The organism is Clostridium sp. SM-530-WT-3G, from assembly GCF_012843905.1.
GTDB lineage: Bacteria > Bacillota > Clostridia > Clostridiales > Clostridiaceae > Clostridium.
On record NZ_JABAGC010000003.1, the window covers coordinates 108,077 to 128,524 of the forward strand.

Genomic DNA, 20,448 nt, shown 5'->3' on the forward strand with positions numbered 1-20,448 from the left:
TTAACTGTGATTTGGGGTGTTTTATGATAGTAATAATTGATTATGGAATGGGAAATTTGAAAAGTGTCAGCAATGCACTTAATCATCTTAATATTGAAAATAAGATTTCAGATGATATTAATGAAATAAGAAATGCAGATGGATTAATTCTCCCAGGGGTAGGAGCATTTCCAGATGCAATGGAAACTATAGAGGAAAAAGGCCTTGATAAAGTTATTAAGGAAGAAGTTCAGAAAGGAAAGCCACTTCTTGGTATATGTCTTGGAATGCAGCTTTTATTTGAAAAAAGCTACGAAGGTGTTGAGAAGAATGGTCTTGGACTTATAAAAGGAAACATAGTAAAAATGAATGAAGATAAAGAAAATAATATAAAGATTCCTCATATAGGATGGAATAATCTTGTGTATAATAAAAAACATTCTATTATTAATAATATTGAAGAAGGAAAGTTTGTATATTATGTCCATTCGTATTATGCACAATCATATAATGATGAAGATTTAATTGCATATAGTGAATATGGTGACAATAAGATTCCTGGTCTTGTAAGCCATAATAATGTAATTGGAGCACAGTTCCATCCAGAAAAAAGTGGAGAATATGGACTTAGGATGCTTAAAAATTTTGGGGAGTTGATTAAATGATAATTTTACCAGCTATTGATATTATAGATGGAAAGCCAGTAAGACTTTATCAAGGAGACTATAGTAAAAAAGAAATTGTAGCAGATGATATTTTTGAAACAGCAAAGTCTTTTGAAGAGGCAGGAGCTGAGTATGTACATCTTGTAGATTTAGATGGTGCTAAAGAAGGAAGCAATAAGAATCATGAATTAGTTATAAACCTTGCAAAAACTTTAAATATTCCCGTAGAGCTTGGTGGAGGAATAAGGAATTTTGAAACAATAAGCTATCTTTTAGATAATGGTGTTTCAAGAGTAATACTTGGAACTGTTGCTATTGAAGATGAGGAATTATTAAAAAAAGCAGTAAATACTTACAAGGAAAAAATTGCAGTAGGAATAGACTGTAAGGATGGAAAGCTATGTGGAAGAGGATGGCTTGAAAAAAGTGAATTAGATTATATTAATTTTGCTAAGAAGATGGAGAGCATAGGTGTGAAAAATATAATCGTTACTGATATAAGCAAAGATGGAACACTTATGGGGCCAAACTTAGAGATGCTTAAGAAATTAAAGGAAAGTGTTAATATTGATATTACAGCTTCAGGTGGAATAAGTAATATTGATGATATTAAGGAATTAAATAAAATAGGCTTGTATGGAGCAATAACAGGAAAAGCCATATATGCAAAGACTTTATCATTAGAAGAGGCTATTAAAGCAGTAAGTATTTTATAAGGGGGAATTTTAGTGCATACGAAGAGAATAATTCCTTGCCTTGATGTCAAAGAAGGAAGAGTTGTAAAGGGAATAAATTTTGAAGGTCTTGTTGATGTTGGTGATCCTGCATCTCTTGCAGAATATTATTATAAACAAGGTGCTGATGAACTTGTATTCCTTGATATTACAGCTACTCATGAAAAAAGAGATATCATGGAACAGGTAGTTAAAAGCGTAGCGGAGAAGATATTTATTCCATTCACAGTAGGTGGAGGTCTTAGGACAATAGAAGATATAAGAAAGATTTTAAGAGCTGGTGCAGATAAGGTCAGTCTTAATTCTGCAGCTGTATTAAATAAAAATCTTATTAAAGAAGGAGCTTATTATTTTGGAAATCAGTGTATAGTACTTGCAGCTGATGCTAAAAAGAGACCAGATGGAACTGGATGGAATGTTGTAATTGAAGGTGGAAGAAAAGATACAGGTATAGATATGCTTAAGTGGGTAGAAGAAGCTACATCTCTTGGAGCAGGTGAAATCTTATTAACTTCTATGGATGCAGATGGAACTAAAAAAGGTTTTGATTTAGAACTTACAAAAGCAGTAAGCAATATTACAAATGTGCCTGTAATTGCATCAGGTGGATGTGGATGTCTTGAAGATTTTTATGATGTATTTAAGGAGGATACAGCAGATGCAGCACTTGCTGCTTCACTTTTTCACTATGGAGAGCTTACAGTAGGAGAAGTAAAAGAATATCTAAAAAATAAAAACATCCCAGTAAGGCTTTAAATAAATTAAAGCATAAGCAATATTTTAAGAAATGGGGGAGAGTAAGCTTAATATATAGCTGAAATAATTATGGATGTAGAACAAAAGGTTAAGATAGTAGATTTTAAAAAGGGAAATGGTCTTGTTCCAGTAATAGTTCAAGATTATGAAAGTAAAGAAGTTCTTATGCTTGCTTATATGAATGAAGAAAGTTTAAGAAAAACTCTTGAAGGTGACACAACATGGTTTTATAGCAGAAGCAGAAATGAACTTTGGAATAAAGGTGCTACTTCAGGTCATTTTCAATATATAAAAGATATTAAAATTGATTGTGATAATGATACTATACTTATTTTAGTAGAACAGGTTGGGGCGGCATGCCACACAGGAAATAAAAGCTGTTTTTATAGGCAACTTTAACTATGAATTTCGAGGAATATAATTTAAGACATTATAGATTTCAAAATAAATTTAAAGGGGGGAATTAGTGCTTAACTATTAATAATTGTAAGAGCACTAAATGCATAGTATGGAAGAAAATATTAAAGAGCTTTATAATGTGATTTTAAGCAGAAAAGAAAATAAACAGGAAGGTTCATATACTACTTATCTTTTTGAAAAAGGTGTAAATAAAATATTAAAAAAAGTTGGGGAAGAATGTACAGAAGTTATAGTAAGCTGTAAAGATGATAATAAGGAAGATCAAATAAATGAAATATGTGACCTTACATATCACATGTTAGTACTAATGGCTGAAAAGGGAATAACAATTGAAGAGGTTGCACAGGAGCTTGGAAATAGAAGAAAAAAAATTAATAATTTTAAGGGTGAAAGAAAGCCAATAACTAATGTTTGATTAATATCACAAGTAGAAATTATGACTTTGAATTAAGAAAAAGTTCAAGGTCATTTTTTATTTTTAAAGATAGTTTTATGTGCATTTATAAAGTTTAATTTTGGAATTGAACAGTCAGATTTATAGATAAAGCCCTGATTTGAGAAATGCTAGTTGACATGCATTTATTATTGTAGTATATCAATAATTATAACGATAATAATATAATAGAAATTCTAATATACAGGAGAGGAAGAATGAAATGAAAAAAATACCATTTTCACCACCAGACATAAGTGAAGAAGAAGTTCAAGCAGTATGCGAAGTATTAAGAAGTGGATGGATTACATCTGGTCCTCAACTTGCTAAGTTTGAAGACGGAATAAGAAAATACTGCAAAGTAAATGAAGCATTAGCATTAAACAGTGCAACAGCAGCTATGGAATTAGTACTTAAAGTATTTGATTTTAAGGAAGGCGATGAAATAATATCTACTCCTTATACTTATACTGCAACATCAAGTGTAGCTGTTCATAGAGGAATTAAACCTATTTATGTCGATGTTAAAAAAGATACTTTTGAAATGGATATAGATAAGGTTGCTGAAAAAATAACTCCAAAAACAAGAGCAATAATGCCTGTAGATATAGCAGGGGTACCTTTTGATTATGATGCATTAAAGAAGGTATTAAAAGATTTAGGAAGAGAAGATATTATAATTCTTTGTGACTCTGCTCACTCATTTGGTGCAAAATACAAAGGTCAACCAGTTGGATCTCAATGTGATTTCCATTCATTCTCATTCCATGCAGTTAAGAATTTAACTACAGGAGAAGGTGGAGCACTTACATTTAATGATAATCATTTTGGAGGACATGAAAATCTTCTTCAATATATGAGATTTACAGCAATGCACGGTCAATCTAAGGATGCATTAAGCAAAATGAAGGCTGGAGCATGGGAATATGATATTATCAATGATGGATTAAAATGTAACCTTACAGATATAGGTGCTGCAATAGGTAACGTACAGCTTACTAGATATGAAAAAATGCTTGAAAGAAGAAGAGAAATATTCAAAGTTTATAATGAAGTTTTAAGTAAAGAAGATTTCTCTATAATACCATTTACTAAAGATGATAATGGTACAGAAACTTCATATCATTTATACTTATATAGAGTTAAGGGATTTGATGAAGCTAAGAGAAATAAAGCAATTCAAATGTTAGCTGAAAGAGGAGTAGCTACAAATGTTCACTATAAGCCACTTCCAATGCTTACACTATATAAGAATTTAGGATATGATATTAAGGATTATCCAAATGCATATGCACAATATGAAAATGAAATAACACTTCCAGTATATAGTACACTTGCGTTAGAAGATGCTAAGTATGTAGCAGAAGAAGTTGTTAAAGTTATAAAAGAAATATTATAAAAAAGTTATTATAAGAAGGGCGAAAGCCCTTTTTTTAGTTTTTGTTTCATTATATATTTTGATATATAATAAACCTACGGGGTGAGTAAATTGAAAATTGGTGAATTTGCAAAAAGGTCAGGAGTTACGGTAAAGACTCTGCTTCATTATGACAAGATAGGTTTATTAAAACCAAGTGAGAAAACAGAAAGTGGATATAGATTATATTGTGAAGACGATTTTTTAAAGCTTCAGCAGATTACTACTTTAAAATTTATTGGTCTTTCTTTAAGTGAAATAAAAAATGTTCTTTTTGAAAGTGGAGAAAATTTAGAAAATATGATAGCTATTCAAAAGAAAGCACTTGAAGAAAAGAAAAAGCATATAGAAGAAATCATAAGTGTATTTAATAAAGCTGAAGTTACTGCTAAGGAAAAGGGATTTCTTGATGCAAATACTCTTATAAATATAATTAAGCTTACAGGAATGGAAAGGTCTATTAAAGAGCAATATAAGAATGATAAAAATCTTAATGCAAGAAAAAATCTTCATAGTTGTAATATAAATAAAATTGATTGGGATAAGTGGTGTTATAAACAAATTGATTTTAAGAAAAATAGCAGAGTTTTAGAAATTGGATGTGGAACAGGAAAACTTTGGGAAAAGAATAAAGAAGATATAGATGAAACTTTAGATATTACTGTTTCTGATTTTTCAAAGAACATGCTGAAAATTGCAAAACAGAAATTGAAAGCAATAGATAGAAAATTTAATTTTCAAGAAATAAATGCTGAAAATATACCGTATGATGATAATACATTTGATATAGTAATTGCTGAGCATATGATTTATTTAGTGCCTAATATGGAACAAGCATTGAGTGAAATAAAACGTGTGTTAGTTCCAGGTGGTGTATTTTATGTGACATCAAATTCCAATGAATCAATGAAAGAGTTAAATGAGCTTGTAAATGATTTTGATTCTAATAGTGGTCTTAATAGTAATGGATATTCAACGAGGTTTGAACTTGAAAATGGAAAAGAAATATTAAAAAAATACTTTAATAAAGTAGATGTTGAAATATTAGATGGAAAAATCATTGTAGATAATCCAAAACCAATTGTGGAATACAAAGCATCAACTATTCAAGGAGCTTCTATACTTGTTGGAGAAAAGAAAAAAGAATTTACTAAATATATTCAGGATTATATTGATAAAAACAAGCAGATTTCAATAACCACAAAAACATGTATGTTTAAAGCATATAAGTAAAAATATATAAAGTATAAGTAAAACAATATACAAAAGAATATTTTTATTGCTTGACTCTGACCTAAGGTAGGAGAATATTCTATATATAGTAATTTATTAATTTAAAAATATTTGATATTTTATATAAAGGAGATAGAAACGAATGAATATTCCATTAGTTGACCTAAAAGCTCAATATAAAACAGTAGAAAAAGATGTAGAGAAGATTACAAAAGAAATTTTGAGCAGTGCAAAATATATAATGGGAAGTGCTGTTACAGATTTTGAAGAAGAATTTGCAAAATACGTAGGTGCTAAACATGCAATATCAGTAGGAAACGGAACAGATGCATTAGTAGTAGCATTAAAAGCATGTGGTATTGGTGAGGGGGATGAAGTTATAACAACTCCATTTACTTTTTTTGCTACAGCAGAAAGTATATCTTTTGTTGGTGCGACACCAGTATTTGTAGATATTAGAAGAGATACATATAATATAGATCCTTCTAAGATAGAAGAAAAAATAACTTCAAAAACAAAAGCTATTATGCCAGTTCATATATTCGGTCAACCAGCTGAAATGGATGAAATAAATGAAATTGCTAAAAAACATAATTTACTTGTTATAGAAGATGCAGCTCAGGCAGCAGGTTCTGAATACAAAGGAAAGAAAGCAGGTTCACTTGGAGATGTAGCATGTTTTTCATTTTTTCCAACTAAAAATTTAGGTTGTGCTGGTGATGGTGGTATGATTACTACAAATAATGATGATATTGCAGTTATAGCTAGAGCTCTTAGAACACATGGAAGTGGTGAAAATGGACAGAGAGCATATAATCTTTTAAACAATATAAAAGAAGATGTTAAAACTTCAGAAGGCCATGATGATACAGTATACAATCCATTAAAGTACTACAACTATCTAATTGGATTTAATACAAGATTAGATGCTATTCAGGCTGCAATACTTAGCGTTAAACTTCCATATCTTGATGAATGGATTGAAAAGAGAAATAATAATGCTATGAAGTATAATGAAATGCTTAAAGATACTGAGCTTACTATGCCAGTTATAATTAATGAAGCTAAGAGTGCATTTAACATGTTTGTAGTTCAGGCAGAAAATAGAGAAGAGTTAGTAGAGAAATTAAAAGAAAAAGGAATAAGTACAGGTGTTTATTATCCAATTCCTATGCATTTACAAAAAGTATATAAGGATTTAGGATATAAAGAAGGAGATTTAAAGGAAGCTGAATATTTATCTTATAGAACATTTGCAATTCCAGTTTATCCAGAATTAACTGCTGAAGAACAGAATTATATTATTGAAACAATAAAGAGTTTATAATATAAAGTTATAGAATTATTGTGATAAATCTGTTAAGTATATATTTTTATGCTTAGTAGATTTTTTATTATATTAAGAGTATATTTTAAGAATATATATACAGAGTAATTAATATAGAAGAGAAGGTGGTGGGAATATGAAAATAATGACTTTTAATTTAAGATGTGATTTTATCTTGGATTTTAATAATAGATGGGATGTACGTAAAGATATAGCTGTTGACTTAATAAAGAGTTATAAGTGTGATTGTATAGGAGTACAGGAAGTAACTAAAAAAATGCATGATTATCTTTATGATAGATTAGAAAATTATAATATAGTGGGAATGCCTAGAAGTAAAAAGGTATCTGATGAAAGAAATGATATACTCATAAGTAAGCAATATGAAATTGAAGAATATAAGACATTTTGGTTGTCTGATACTCCAGAAAAAATAGGTAGTTCTAAGTGGTATTCTCTATATCCTAGAATATGTACTACAGCTGTTATAAACGTTGAGAAAGGTAAAAAGGCACGAGTATGTAATTCACATTTGGACTGCTTTTTACCTCAAGCACGTGAATATGGACTAAAAAAGCTTATTGAAGTTATAAAAAAGGAGCAGGAAAAAGAAGAAATGCCATTAATAATAATGGGAGATTTTAATGCTACACCTAACAGTAAACTGATACAGAATTTTAGAAATGGAGTATACACAGATAAAAAGATGGTAGCAGTTCAAGACTTTAATGCTTCAATATACCGAGAGAGAACTAGAGGGAATTTTAAGGGGAGAAAAAGAGGGCTACATATTGACTATATATTTGTAAGTGAAGAATTTGAGATACTTCATGCAGAAATAATAAAGTATAATCAAAATGGCAGGTATCCCTCAGATCATTATCCTGTATTTGCAGAGATAAAGCTTAAATAAATTATAGGAATAATATTTAGAATGTATATTTTTGATAAATTATAATTTAAAAAATAAATCACTATTTTTAGAATTTTTCAAGAAAAAAATAATACAAATTTGCTGAAAATTTATTGGATTTGAGGTAAATAATATGGTGATTTTGCTTGGACTACTACATAAATATTTCATATTATAGAATGGTTTTATTTATTATGAAAATACTGACTTTGAAATGATAAAATCTATCTCGTATAATAGCCTCATGCCATATCGCAAACGAACAATAAGCATAAGGTTATGTTTATGCTTAAAGTAAACGAGGAGTGGTTTTTTGAAAAATTTTAAACAGTATTTATTTGAAGCATGTGCGGTACTTGGAATTTGTAGTACCATACTTGTGAACAGATATGTAATAGTTCAAGCGAAGACTATAAATGAAAATAATGCAAATAGCATTGAAAATACTATTGTAGAAGAAGAATCAGCAGAATTAGTTGTGTTAAAAGAAATGAATGATATAAGCAGTGATATGGTGAAAACAGCTGATTTAAATGTTGTAACAAATGATGATTCTAAAGAATATATAAAAAATGAAGAAGCATCAGAGTCACAAGAAGTACAGGAGAATACAGCTAGTGAAAGTTCTAAAATAAATGGAACTCCTATAAAAGTGGAACTTACAGCATATTGCAGTGATGAAGAGTGTTCAGGTAGCTGGGGAAACCAGACGGCTATGGGAACTAAGGTAAGAAAAGGTGTTGTTGCAGCACCATCAAATATAAAACTTGGAAGCAAATTATATATTCCAGAGTTAGAATACTATAAATCAGATGGTATTTTTGATGTAGAAGACAGAGGGGGAGCTGTTAAAGTCAAAGAAGATGGAACATATGTTATTGATGTATGGTTTCCCACCCATGAAGAGACAATTGAGTTTGGAAGAAAGAAGACTATAGTATATTTAATGGAATAATGAATATATGTAAAAAGTCATATGTCACTAAAATAATGATGTATGGCTTTTTATATTTTCTGAGATTTTATTATGCAGAAATTTTTTACTGAAGGATTTTATGAAAAGTATAAATTTATTAATTTACATTGTAGTAAAGTTAAATAAATTACCTATATTATATTTTAGCTTTTTGTATAAAACATAAAAGTAATTCTAATAATAAATTTGATTTATTATTTAAGGAGTGAATTAATATATTATGAAAAAGTTTATACAAAAACTATTATGTATTATCGTAACTATAGTTACTTTTACTTCACTATCTATTAATGCTTCTGCAAAAGCAGATTCAAAAAAGGCAGAATTTATACATAATCATTCTGAAGTTTTAGAATCACTAAAAGAATGTAATAAGTGTTGGAAGAAAAATGGTGATGTAAGAATGGACTTCTTAGAGCAGATAATTCATCATAATGAAATAGAAATATGTATGTGTGAAAATATAATAAAATATACAGATAATAAGGATGTTATGAATTTAGCTAAGAAGTTTATAAAAGCTTCTATGGAATGTAATTCAGAGCTCAATGAATTGTTGGATGAAATAAGAAAAGAGCCAATGAAAGATAAAAATAATGAAGAAAAATATGCTGTAGAATATGATCAGAAATATGGAAGTATGTTATTGCAGTTGCAGATAGATAGAGATGATGATAATATAGATAAGATATTTTTATGTTCATCTAAAAAACATCATGAATACATGGCAAGTATATGTGAAATTATAAATAAATATACTAAAGATGAAAAAATTAATAAGCTTTCAAAAGATATAAGTGAAAGAATGAAAAAGGAAATAAAAAAATTAAATAGAACTTATAAAATGTAAGCTGATTTTTTAACTTAATTAGAAAAGGGGGATTTTTGTGGTTAAAGATCTTGTAATTAAAAATAGATCCTATAGGAGATTTTTTGGAGATAGGGATATATCTAGAGAAACTTTATGTGAGCTAATAGATATTGCAAGACTGTGTCCAAGTGGAAGAAATATTCAAGGATTAAGATATATGATTTTTAATGATAAAGAAGAAAATATGAAAGTCTTTGAAAACTTATTCTGGGCAGGATATCTTAAAGAATGGAATGGACCTTGTGATGGGGAAAGACCAAGTGGATATATAATAATGCTTAAAGATAACAGTCTTGGAGCAGTTTCACCTATAGATGAGGGGATTGCGGCTCAAAGTATTCTTCTTGGAGCAGTTGAAAAGAGATTAGGCGGATGTATTATTGCTAATATAAATAGAAAAAGCCTTAAGGAATATTTAAAGCTTGATGATAAATATGACATAGAATTAGTCATTGCATTAGGTTATCCTAAAGAAGAAGTTATTATAGATGAACTTAAGGATGATGGTGATATAAAATATTGGAGAGATGAAAATAAAGTACATCATGTTCCTAAAAGAAAGCTAGAAGATATATTGATAAAATAAATATTAATATGATAAAAAAGATGATTCTAAGCTTTTATGCTGAAATCATCTTTTTACTTTATATAAAATTATATTTGTAAAGAATTTATGGATTATCTCTATATACTTAACAAAATTATATGTTAAAAATATGGTTTAAACAAAAGTTTTAATGAATTATGAGTAAATATTAAAATTTTGGATAATATCGATAAGAGAAGTATTTTTATAATTGGAGCGATATTTTATTATGAGGGATATAGAGTTTTTTAAAAGTGAAAAAGTAGAATTTATTTATGATGTATGTGCAGGCATAATGTCTATAATAGCAGTTATAATAGTCATGGTTGGATATTCAGCAGGATTATCTAATAGAGATTCTAGAATTATAAGGACATTAGATTGTATGGTGTACTGGATCTTTGTAGCTGACTATATTGTTAGATTCATATTCTGTAAAGATAAAAAGAAATTTTTAAAATATAATATTATTGATTTGATTGCAATAATGCCCTTGATGTATATATCCTCATTAAAATATGGAAATGCATTCAAGCTTATAAGGGTTATAACCTATGTAATAAGATTGTTATCTGATATGAAAGAAATACTATTTACCAATGGATTTATATATGCATTGAGTATAATTACTATTATTACACTGCTTGGAGCTATAGGAGTGTATTTCTGTGAAGTTAATGTAAATGAAGGCATAAGTAAGTTTGAAGATGCTCTTTGGTGGAGTATAGTGACAGTTACTACAGTAGGATATGGAGATGTTATAGTGATTACTAGAATGGGAAGGGTAATAGCAATTATGCTTATGTTTACAGGGGTAGGTTTTATAAGTATGTTTACAAGTACTATGTCAACATATTTCTTTGCAAAATTAAAGGAATATGACAATAGGAAAGTAATTGTTTTAGATAATTGTAGTTGCAAAGATGATATTGATTTGTCAAAGCTTACTGAAGAAAAGAGAAAGAGCGTAATTAATTATTATAAATTTTTATTAAGTTCAAAAGAGGAAAATGATAAGAAAAATAGTTGAGCTTCAAAAAGGGTAAAAAATAATTTTTTTGAACATACTATATTTGTAATTTAATTACGAAAGGAAGAGTATGTATGGAAAGAGATCATTATTTAGTAGATGGAATAGGAAATTCAAATATGAAAACTCAAATAAAAAATGCCCTTGAAAATATAGAAGGAGTAAACAATGTATGTGTTGATATGGCGAGAGGTAGTGTTGAAGTAATATATAATAACCCTGCAACAAGTTCTGAAATAAGGAGCTGCATTGAAAATACCGGACATAGAATAAGAGAATAAAAGTAATGTATTTTCTTATATAGTAAAAACAATATCTGTAAAAATCTCATGTATTACGTGGATACATGAGATTTTTTTATTTCTATAATATAATATTTGTTTTTTATTTTTTTAGTATATAAATTCATAAATCTAATAATAAGATATGGTGGAATAAAGTTGATGAAAAATCATAATAATTAAATATTCATGCTAATTATTAAAAAAATAGCCAAATATAATTTAGTGAAATATGGAGAGATTATATAATATTAAAGTTGTATACGAGTAAAATACATTTGTGTTTTGAGAAAAGATAGCAAAATATAGATGTAAACGATTGTAAAAACTTTTTAATTATCTTATTTATAAAAAAATATCAATTTGCTTGATAAATTGTTAAAAAAATTAAGGCGAAAAAGTTGAGTTGATAAATCTATATTTTGACAAAAAAGAGTAAAAAGTGTAATATGTATAAAAAGTTTAAAAATGTAAAAAAATTAAAATGTAGTTGGGGGAGAAATCATATGATAAGGTATATTGGAAAAAGACTAGTAGCAAGTGTACTAACAATATGGGTTGTAATTACATTGACATTTTTCTTAATGAGACTTATGCCGGGCGGACCATTTGATAGTGAAAAATTAACGCCTCAAGCAAAAGCAAATATGGAAGCTAAGTATGGAATAGATAAACCGCTTAGTGAACAATACACAATGTATTTAAAAAATGTTTTACATGCAGATTTTGGTGAGTCAATGGTATTCCCAGGAAGAAGTGTAACAGATACTATAAAAACTTCGTTTCCAGCATCTGCAAAAGTTGGACTAGCTAGTGTATGTACATCTGTTTTTGTCGGTGTGGTATTAGGAATAATATCTGCATTGAAAAAAGGAAAGTGGGCTGATTCATTAATAATATTTGTTGTAACATTGGGAATAACAATTCCTAGCTTTGTAACCAGTGCAGTTCTTATTTATGTATTAACTGTTCAATTAGGATTATTACCTGCAACTGGGCTTTCAGGACCAGAAAACTATGTTATGCCTGTAATTGCTCTTTCTATGGCATCAACAGCGTTTATTACAAGATTAACAAGAAATAAATTGCTAGATGTATTGAAATCGGATTATATAAGAACAGCAAAAGCAAAAGGGCTTGGAAGAGGAAAAATAGTATTTAAACATGCACTTAGAAATTCAATGATTCCTATTGTGACTTATATAGGGCCATTAATAGCAAGTATTTTAACAGGAAGCTTTATTATAGAAAAAATATTTGCAATACCAGGTTTAGGTAATGAATTTGTACAATCAGTAACAAATAGAGATTATTCAATGCTTCTTGGAGTTACAGCATTCTACTGTACAATGCTTGTTATATTAGCATTTATTGTAGATTTATTATACGTAGTAATAGACCCAAGAATTAAGTTAGATAAATAGGAGGAACGTAAAATGGAAAAGTTAGCAATAGATAAAAGTAAATTTACGCCTCTAAGTGCTGAAGAAAAAAGAGTTGAAGTAGCAGTAAGACCAAGTATTGGTTACTGGAAAGATGTTTGGAACAGACTTAAGAGCAATAAGATGGCTATAGGAGGACTTGTAGTAATTATAGCAATAGTACTTGCAGCAATATTTGTGCCTATATTTTCATCTTATACATATGATTTAAATGATTTAAGTATGGCAAATTCAAGGCCTTCAAGTGAACATTGGTTTGGAACAGACCAACTTGGAAGAGATATATTTGTAAGAGTATTCTTTGGAGCTAGATATTCTTTAATTATAGCTGTTGTTGCAGCAATAATTAATTTAATTATTGGTGTAGCTTATGGAGGAATTGCAGGATATTTTGGAGGAACAGTAGATAATATCTTAATGAGATTAGTAGATATTATTTCTTCTATACCATTAACTATATATGTAATTATTTTCATGGCTATCCTTTCTAAGCCAGGTGAAGGCGGAAGTGGTCTAGGTACCATAATTTTAGCATTGTCAATTTCTTATTGGATTAGCATGGCTAGAATAGTAAGAGGAGATGTTCTTCAATTAAAACAACAAGAATTTGTACTTGCAGCTAAATCTTTAGGTGTATCAGATTTCAAAATTTTAATAAAGCATCTTATACCAAACTGTGTAGGCTCAATAATGGTAACACTTACATTATTAATACCTGAAGCAGTATTTACAGAAGCATTTTTAAGCTTCATAGGATTAGGACTTACACCACCAATTGCTTCTCTAGGAACATTAGCAAATGATGCAATGAATTCTATATACACTTATCCATATCAGTTAGTTCCACCAGCAGCTGCAATTTGTTTAATAATCCTAGCATTCAATTTATTCAGTGATGGATTAAGTGATGCATTAGATCCTAAGAACAAAAGATAGGAGTTGGAGTTTGTGGAAAAGATATTAGAAGTAAAAAATTTAGAAACTTCCTTTAAAACTAATGTTGGTGAAGTACATTCAGTAAGAGGAGTATCATTTTATTTAAATCAAGGAGAAGCTTTAGGAATAGTTGGTGAGTCTGGATGTGGTAAAAGTGTAACTATGATGTCCATAATGAGACTTATAGATAGTAATGGGAAGATAGTCAATGGAGATATAATCTTTGATGGCAAAGATATTTCAAAAGCAAAAGATTCAGAAATGAATAGTATCAGAGGAAATGATATCGGAATGATATTCCAAGATCCTATGACATCTTTAAATCCAGTATACACTATTGGAGATCAGCTTATGGAACCTTTACTTAAACATAAAGGAATGAGCAAAGAAGAAGCTAGAAAAGAAGCTATAAAAATGCTTGGATTAGTAGGAATACCAAGCCCTGAAAAGAGAATGAAACAATATCCTCATGAATTTTCAGGAGGTATGAGACAAAGAGCTATGATAGCAATGAGTCTTATTTGTAAGCCAAAGCTTATTATTGCTGATGAACCTACAACAGCACTAGATGTTACAATTCAAGCACAAATACTTGATTTAATGAAGGATTTAAAGAATAAATTAAATACATCAATAATTCTTATAACTCATGATTTAGGGGTAGTAGCAGATCTTTGTACAAGAATTAATGTAATGTACGGTGGAATAATCGTTGAAACAGGAACAACAGAAGACATTTTCTATAGAGGAAAACATCCTTATACATGGGGACTACTTGCTAGTGTTCCAAATCCAAAGGCTGATATTAAGGAAAAGCTAAAGCCTATAGAAGGACAACCACCAGATTTATTAAAACCACCAGTTGGATGCCCATTTGCAGCAAGATGTGATTATGCAATGAAAATATGTATAGAAAAGCAACCTCCTCAATTTGAAGTAGGAGAAAACCATAAATGTGCATGTTGGTTATGCCATGAAGATGCACCTAAAGTTGAATCACCTATAGGGAGGGACAAGTAATGCAAAAGAATAATGAAGAAAAGTTAGAAAATGATGTAATACTGGAAGTTAAAGATCTTTGTAAGTACTTCCCTGCAAAATCAGGACTGTTTGGAAAAAAGAGCTACGTTAAAGCAGTTGATAAAGTTTCATTCACATTAAAGAAAGGTGAAACTTTAGGATTAGTAGGTGAATCTGGATGTGGGAAGACTACAACAGGAAGAACAGTATTAAAATTGTACGAACCAACTTCAGGAAAGATAATTTTTAAAGGAAAAGATATTACTAATTATTCTGAAAAGCAGATGGTTCCATTAAGAAAGAATTTACAGATGATTTTCCAAGATCCATATGCTTCTCTAGATCCAAGAATGACAGTTGGTGATATTATTGGTGAAGCAATTGATGTTCATAAATTGTTTGTAGGAGAAGAAAGAACTAAAAGAATACAAAGTCTTTTAGCAAGGGTTGGACTTATGCCTGACCATATAAATAGATATCCACATGAGTTTTCAGGTGGTCAAAGGCAAAGAATTGGTATTGCAAGAGCATTAGCAGTTGAACCAGATTTAATAGTCTGTGATGAACCTATTTCTGCACTTGATGTATCTATTCAAGCACAGGTTATAAATATGCTTGAAGAGTTACAGGAAGAATTAGGACTAACATATTTATTTATTGCTCATGACCTTTCAATGGTTAAACATATCTCAACTAAAATTGGAGTTATGTACTTAGGAAGAATGGTTGAACTTGGTGGAAGTAATGAGGTATATAGTGAAGCACTTCATCCATATACACAGGCACTTTTATCAGCTGTTCCAATACCAGATCCAGATGAAGCGAAAAAGAATCAAAGAATAGTTCTTGAAGGAGATATACCATCACCTATAGATCCACCACCAGGATGTAGATTTAAGGGGAGATGTAGATGTGCTAAGCCAATCTGTGGTGAAGTAGATCCAGAATTAAAGGAAGTAAAACCTGGACATTTTGTAGCATGTCATTTATTTGACTAATAAAAGCAGGAATTAAAGGTTGATTAATATTAATTAATGAGATTTAAAAGATTTGTTTAATAGGGGATTATATATTTATATATGATCAATTATATATGTAAATTGTTAGCTTTACATAAGCACATGTAAATAGCTTCAATAGATAAAAAGGGGGAAATAAAATATGAAAACTAGTAAAATTAAAAAGCTATGTGCAGTTGTTATGGCAGCTACACTAGCAATGTCAACATTAGTTGGTTGTGGGGCTTCAAAAAACGTGGGGGCTGGAAAGACAGCTAATATTCAAGAAATAACTTTTAACTTAGGGGCAGATCCTAAAACAATGGACCCAGCCTTAAACCAAGCTGTAGATGCTGGTACATTAATTTCAAACTGCTTTGATGGTCTTTATAAGTTAGATGAAAATGGAAAGCCACAACCAGCAGTAGCAGAAAGTTACGATTTATCTGAAGATAAAACAGAATATACTTTCCATTTAAGAAGCGATGCAAAATGGACAAATGGAAATCCAGTAAAAGCAAGTGACTTTGAATATGCTTGGAAAAGAGTATTAAATCCAGAAACTGCAGCAGAATATGCATATCAAATGATGTATTTAAAGGGTGCAAAAGAATATAATGCAGCTAAAGGTACACCAGAAGAAATTAAAGCTAAAGAAGATGAAGTTGGGGTTAAAGCAATAGATGATAAGACATTAAAAGTTACATTAATTGCACCATGTCCTTATTTCTTAGATTTAACTGCATTCCCATGCTACTTCCCAGTAGATCAAAGTGTAGTTGAAGGAAATCCTAACTGGACAAATGACCCTAAAACTTATGTTTCTAATGGAGCATTTAAATTAACTGATTACAAGATTAAAGATGGTTGTACATTAGAAAAGAATGATAATTATTATAATAAGGATCAAGTTACTCTTGATAAATTAAATGTTAAATTTGCTACACAAGATACTTCATCTTGGGCAAACTTAAAAACTGGTCAATTTGATGTTACTGATTTAGTTCCATTATCAGAAATTCAAAGTGGAGTTAAAGAAGGGTTAGTAACAATACATCCACAAATTGGAACATATTTCTATTCGGTTAATGTATCAGAAAAAGCTAAAGATGTTAATCCAGAAGCAGCTAAAGCTTTAAGTGATGCTAGAGTAAGAAAAGCATTAAACTTAGCAATTGATAGAGTATCTATAGTTGAAAATGTTACAAAGGGTGGACAAACACCAGCAACAGCTTTCGTTTCTACAGGAATTAAAGATGAAAATGGAAATGAATTTGCAGGAAAAGAATATTTTCCAGCAAAAGGTGATGTGGAACAAGCTAAGAAATTATTAGCAGAAGCAGGATATCCAGATGGACAAGGATTCCCTTCATTAGTATTATTATTTAATCCAGAATCGGGACATGGTAATATGGCTCAAGCTATACAAGATATGTGGAAAAATAATTTAGGTATTAATGTAGAACTTCAAAGTCAAGAATGGAAAGTATTCCAACAAACTAGAAATAATAAACAATACCAAATTGCTAGAGATGGATGGGTAGGTGATTACTCAGATCCAATGACATTCCTTGATATGCTTGAAAAAGTATCTGGTCAAAATAACTGTGGTTATGCAAGTGATAAATTTGATGCTTTAGTTGATGCAGCAAAAGTTGAAACAGATACAAATAAGAGATTAGAATTACTACATCAAGCAGAAGATCAGTTAATGGAAGATATGCCTGTAATTCCACTTTACTACTATACTAAAGCAGTAGGTATGAACAGTAATGTTAAGGGCTTAAGAGTAACTAACTTAGGATTCTACTTCTTTGATAAAGTTACTAATGAAAAAACAAAATAGTTTATTAAATTAAGAATAGAATAATAATATTTAAGACTACAAGTATAATAAGCTTGTGGTCTTTTTTGGTTATATGAAAATTAGAGCAGGGGATTTTTGGTGAATTAATATAAGTTTTTTAGGACAAATTCTAAGTTTTTGAGAATAAAAAATAAGCTTCAAGTAAAAATCAAGGTAGTGATTCTTATTGAAGCTTATTTTTGTTAATTAAAATTAGATATTAAGATTTATAACATCATCCATATCATATAGTCCTGGTTTAGTTACTGTTCCCATGAATTCACATGCTTTTAATGCACCTACAGCAAATACTTCTCTAGATATTGCTTTATGGCTAAGTTCAATTACTTCGCCAGTTCCAGCAAAGATTACATCGTGGTCACCAACAATTCCGCCGCCTCTTACTGCATGGATACCAATTTCATTTTCTTCTCTCTTAGCATGACCTTGTCTGCCATAAACATACTTAGTTTCGTCTTTAAGAGAATCTTTAATTGTATCAGCAAGTAATAGTGCAGTACCACTTGGAGCATCTACTTTTTGATTATGATGTTTTTCAATTATTTCAATATCATAATTTCCATAAAGTATTGGTGCAACTTTTCTAAGTAATGCATTAATTAAATTGATTCCGACAGACATGTTTCCTGATCTGAATAAAGGAAGAGTTTTACTCTTTTCTTTTATTAATTCTACTTGTTCATCTGAGAAACCAGTTGAGCATATTACTAGTGGCTTTTTAGTTTTTTCAGTTAATGCTAATAAGTCGTCTAAAGCATCAGCTCTTGAAAAGTCCAATAAGACATCATATTCAACATTTAATTCATCTGTAGATTTGAATACTGGGTATGAAGATTCGCATCCAAATTTATCGATACCAGCAACGATTTCTACATTTTTAAAATTTTTGGCGCATTCAGTAACCATTTTACCCATCTTACCACCGCAGCCATTTAAAACTATTCTAATCATATCTATATCACCTTACATTAATTTATTTGCTTTTAATACATCCTTTAATGCATTTTCATTTTTATCTTCCATTTCACAAAGTGGAAGTCTTAGTGGTCCAACTTCCATTCCCATAAGATTCATAGCTGTCTTTACAGGAATAGGATTTGTTTCTATGAATAAAGTATTTGATAAAGCTAAAGTATCAAGCTGAATTTGAAGAGCATCTTGGAAATTACCATCTAAGCAGTCTTTAGCCATTTTATGAACTTCTGCTGGAATTACATTAGCTAAAACAGAAATAACTCCTTTTGCACCAAGTGACATTATAGCAACTGTTTGATCATCATTACCTGAGTAGATATCTATAGAATTTCTAAGTAAGGCTTTGATTTCAGCAATTTGGCTTATATCTCCACTAGCTTCTTTAATTGCTACAACGTTATTTAATTTAGCAATTTCAACAAGTGTAGATGGTTTAATATTTACACCTGTTCTTGAAGGTACATTATAAAGTATTATAGGAGTTTTTACTTCATTGTTAATAGCTTCAAAATGCTTTACAAGTCCCTTTTGTGTAGTCTTATTATAATATGGAGTTATTACAAGTAATCCATCAACTCCAACACTTTCAGCATATTTACTCATTTCTATGGCAGAAGAAGTGTTGTTAGAACCTGTTCCTGCAATTACAGGAATTCTTTTATTAACTACATCAACTGTAAATTTAATTGTTTCCTTCTTTTCTTTTTCTGTCATTGTAGTAGCTTCACCAGTTGTTCCACAGATTATTATCGCATCTGTGCCTTGTTCAATATGCCACTCTAATAAAGTTCTTAGCCTTTCAAAATTAACACCATTTTCATTAAAAGGTGTCACTAATGCAACACCAGAACCTTCAAATATTGACATTTTAATTCCTCCAATATAACTATTAATTTCATGCATTACTGTTGTTTAATGATTTATAGAGCATATACCTATTATTATCATATACATAAATAGGTTTAGTGTTTCTAAATATTAATACTGCTTTATAAATTTAAAAATCAGCTAAGCATATATAAATGTGCAGTGTCCCCAAAATTTTATTATAGCCCCCCCTTAAAATTTTAATTATTAATACATCTATTACTTATACATATAACTTTATAGGATACATTATGACAAGTAATAGTATATACAATAACTATAGATAAATATTTAAGAAATATCAAGTAACTAATCTAAATATAAGAAAAAATCAACTGTAAATAAATTCAGAATACTAAATTATTAATTGGAAATAATAAAAATAATTGATAGTGTATTAACAAAAAGAAAGAGTGATTAAATATGAGCAATACTCCGTTAAAAAAGATAATCAAATCTAAGCTAAAAGGAAATAAAGAACTTACGGAAGCTGAAAAGGTAAGAGAAAAGATGAAATATGAAATAGCAGAAGAGCTTGGATTAAGTGATAAAGTAAAAAAGGATGGCTGGGGAGGTCTTTCAGCAGAAGAAACAGGAAGAATAGGAGGTCTTATGACAAAGCGTAAAAAACTATTAAAAATGCCTTCAAACAATGAAATATTAGGAAGAGTAGATAAAGATAAAAACTAGTAATTTGCACTGTCTCTTATTAATGTATACTA

General features: G+C 29.6%; 22 protein-coding genes. 20 read left to right on the top strand and 2 right to left on the bottom strand.

Annotated elements, in window-relative coordinates:
* The first annotated feature begins 23 nt into the window (after positions 1 to 23).
* The 19 genes from hisH (at position 24) to HF850_RS02400 (ending at position 17,863) form a co-directional block, all read left to right on the top strand.
* The gene (hisH, locus tag HF850_RS02310) at positions 24 to 644 is read left to right on the top strand and encodes an imidazole glycerol phosphate synthase subunit HisH (RefSeq protein WP_169103871.1); all 621 of its coding nucleotides are present in this window, start codon (positions 24 to 26) and stop codon (positions 642 to 644) included.
* Positions 641 to 1,360 (top strand): 1-(5-phosphoribosyl)-5-[(5-phosphoribosylamino)methylideneamino]imidazole-4-carboxamide isomerase, encoded by a 720-nt coding sequence (gene hisA, locus HF850_RS02315; RefSeq protein ID WP_169103872.1) that lies wholly within the window; start codon positions 641 to 643, stop codon positions 1,358 to 1,360. Before hisH ends, hisA begins: the two co-directional genes overlap by 4 nt.
* 12 nt (positions 1,361 to 1,372) lie before the next feature.
* Entirely contained in the window at positions 1,373 to 2,134 is a 762-nt protein-coding gene (hisF, locus tag HF850_RS02320) for an imidazole glycerol phosphate synthase subunit HisF (protein ID WP_169103873.1), read from the top strand.
* Positions 2,135 to 2,203: 69 nt separating this feature from the next.
* A complete protein-coding gene (gene hisI / locus HF850_RS02325; protein ID WP_169103874.1) occupies positions 2,204 to 2,533 on the top strand; it encodes a phosphoribosyl-AMP cyclohydrolase in 330 nt (109 codons plus the stop codon).
* A gap of 109 nt (positions 2,534 to 2,642) precedes the next feature.
* A complete protein-coding gene (hisE, locus tag HF850_RS02330; RefSeq protein WP_169103875.1) occupies positions 2,643 to 2,969 on the top strand; it encodes a phosphoribosyl-ATP diphosphatase in 327 nt (108 codons plus the stop codon).
* Positions 2,970 to 3,210: 241 nt separating this feature from the next.
* Positions 3,211 to 4,386 carry a DegT/DnrJ/EryC1/StrS aminotransferase family protein gene (locus HF850_RS02335; RefSeq protein WP_169103876.1) on the top strand — a complete coding sequence of 392 codons (1,176 nt, stop codon included), beginning with the start codon at positions 3,211 to 3,213 and terminating at the stop codon, positions 4,384 to 4,386.
* Between the two features lie 90 nt (positions 4,387 to 4,476).
* Positions 4,477 to 5,637 (top strand): methyltransferase domain-containing protein, encoded by a 1,161-nt coding sequence (locus HF850_RS02340; protein WP_169103877.1) that lies wholly within the window; start codon positions 4,477 to 4,479, stop codon positions 5,635 to 5,637.
* 142 nt (positions 5,638 to 5,779) lie between these two features.
* Entirely contained in the window at positions 5,780 to 6,964 is a 1,185-nt protein-coding gene (locus HF850_RS02345) for a DegT/DnrJ/EryC1/StrS family aminotransferase (protein ID WP_169103878.1), read from the top strand.
* A gap of 136 nt (positions 6,965 to 7,100) precedes the next feature.
* Positions 7,101 to 7,877 carry an endonuclease/exonuclease/phosphatase family protein gene (locus HF850_RS02350; protein ID WP_169103879.1) on the top strand — a complete coding sequence of 259 codons (777 nt, stop codon included), beginning with the start codon at positions 7,101 to 7,103 and terminating at the stop codon, positions 7,875 to 7,877.
* A 313-nt stretch (positions 7,878 to 8,190) separates the two neighbouring features.
* A complete protein-coding gene (locus tag HF850_RS15475; protein ID WP_206151565.1) occupies positions 8,191 to 8,832 on the top strand; it encodes a 3D domain-containing protein in 642 nt (213 codons plus the stop codon).
* A gap of 241 nt (positions 8,833 to 9,073) precedes the next feature.
* Positions 9,074 to 9,703 (top strand): DUF305 domain-containing protein, encoded by a 630-nt coding sequence (locus HF850_RS02360; RefSeq protein WP_169103880.1) that lies wholly within the window; start codon positions 9,074 to 9,076, stop codon positions 9,701 to 9,703.
* A gap of 37 nt (positions 9,704 to 9,740) precedes the next feature.
* Positions 9,741 to 10,310: a nitroreductase family protein gene (locus tag HF850_RS02365; protein WP_169103881.1), complete on the top strand. Its 570-nt coding sequence runs from the start codon at positions 9,741 to 9,743 to the stop codon at positions 10,308 to 10,310.
* Positions 10,311 to 10,539: 229 nt separating this feature from the next.
* Positions 10,540 to 11,340: a potassium channel family protein gene (locus tag HF850_RS02370; protein WP_169103882.1), complete on the top strand. Its 801-nt coding sequence runs from the start codon at positions 10,540 to 10,542 to the stop codon at positions 11,338 to 11,340.
* A gap of 74 nt (positions 11,341 to 11,414) precedes the next feature.
* Entirely contained in the window at positions 11,415 to 11,621 is a 207-nt protein-coding gene (locus HF850_RS02375) for a heavy metal-associated domain-containing protein (protein WP_169103883.1), read from the top strand.
* 506 nt (positions 11,622 to 12,127) lie between these two features.
* On the top strand, positions 12,128 to 13,045 hold the full coding sequence (locus HF850_RS02380; RefSeq protein WP_169103884.1) for an ABC transporter permease: 918 nt from the start codon (positions 12,128 to 12,130) through the stop codon (positions 13,043 to 13,045).
* A 12-nt stretch (positions 13,046 to 13,057) separates the two neighbouring features.
* The gene (locus HF850_RS02385) at positions 13,058 to 13,999 is read left to right on the top strand and encodes an ABC transporter permease (RefSeq protein ID WP_169103885.1); all 942 of its coding nucleotides are present in this window, start codon (positions 13,058 to 13,060) and stop codon (positions 13,997 to 13,999) included.
* 12 nt (positions 14,000 to 14,011) lie between these two features.
* A complete protein-coding gene (locus HF850_RS02390) occupies positions 14,012 to 15,019 on the top strand; it encodes an ABC transporter ATP-binding protein (RefSeq protein ID WP_169103886.1) in 1,008 nt (335 codons plus the stop codon).
* Positions 15,019 to 16,017, top strand: coding sequence for a dipeptide ABC transporter ATP-binding protein (locus HF850_RS02395; RefSeq protein WP_169103887.1), 999 nt, complete (start codon positions 15,019 to 15,021; stop codon positions 16,015 to 16,017). The genes HF850_RS02390 and HF850_RS02395 overlap by 1 nt, the downstream gene beginning before the upstream one ends.
* Positions 16,018 to 16,180: 163 nt before the next feature.
* A complete protein-coding gene (locus tag HF850_RS02400; protein WP_169103888.1) occupies positions 16,181 to 17,863 on the top strand; it encodes a peptide ABC transporter substrate-binding protein in 1,683 nt (560 codons plus the stop codon).
* Between the two features lie 213 nt (positions 17,864 to 18,076).
* Here the strand turns inward: HF850_RS02400 and dapB are convergent, their stop codons facing one another.
* Complete coding sequence (dapB, locus tag HF850_RS02405; protein ID WP_169103889.1) at positions 18,077 to 18,835, bottom strand: 4-hydroxy-tetrahydrodipicolinate reductase; 759 nt, start codon at positions 18,833 to 18,835, stop codon at positions 18,077 to 18,079.
* 12 nt (positions 18,836 to 18,847) lie between these two features.
* Positions 18,848 to 19,726, bottom strand: coding sequence for a 4-hydroxy-tetrahydrodipicolinate synthase (gene dapA, locus HF850_RS02410; protein ID WP_169103890.1), 879 nt, complete (start codon positions 19,724 to 19,726; stop codon positions 18,848 to 18,850).
* Between the two features lie 423 nt (positions 19,727 to 20,149).
* On the opposite strand from dapA, the gene HF850_RS02415 reads away from it, so the two are divergent.
* A complete protein-coding gene (locus tag HF850_RS02415; protein WP_169103891.1) occupies positions 20,150 to 20,416 on the top strand; it encodes an alpha/beta-type small acid-soluble spore protein in 267 nt (88 codons plus the stop codon).
* The last annotated feature ends 32 nt before the right edge of the window (positions 20,417 to 20,448 follow it).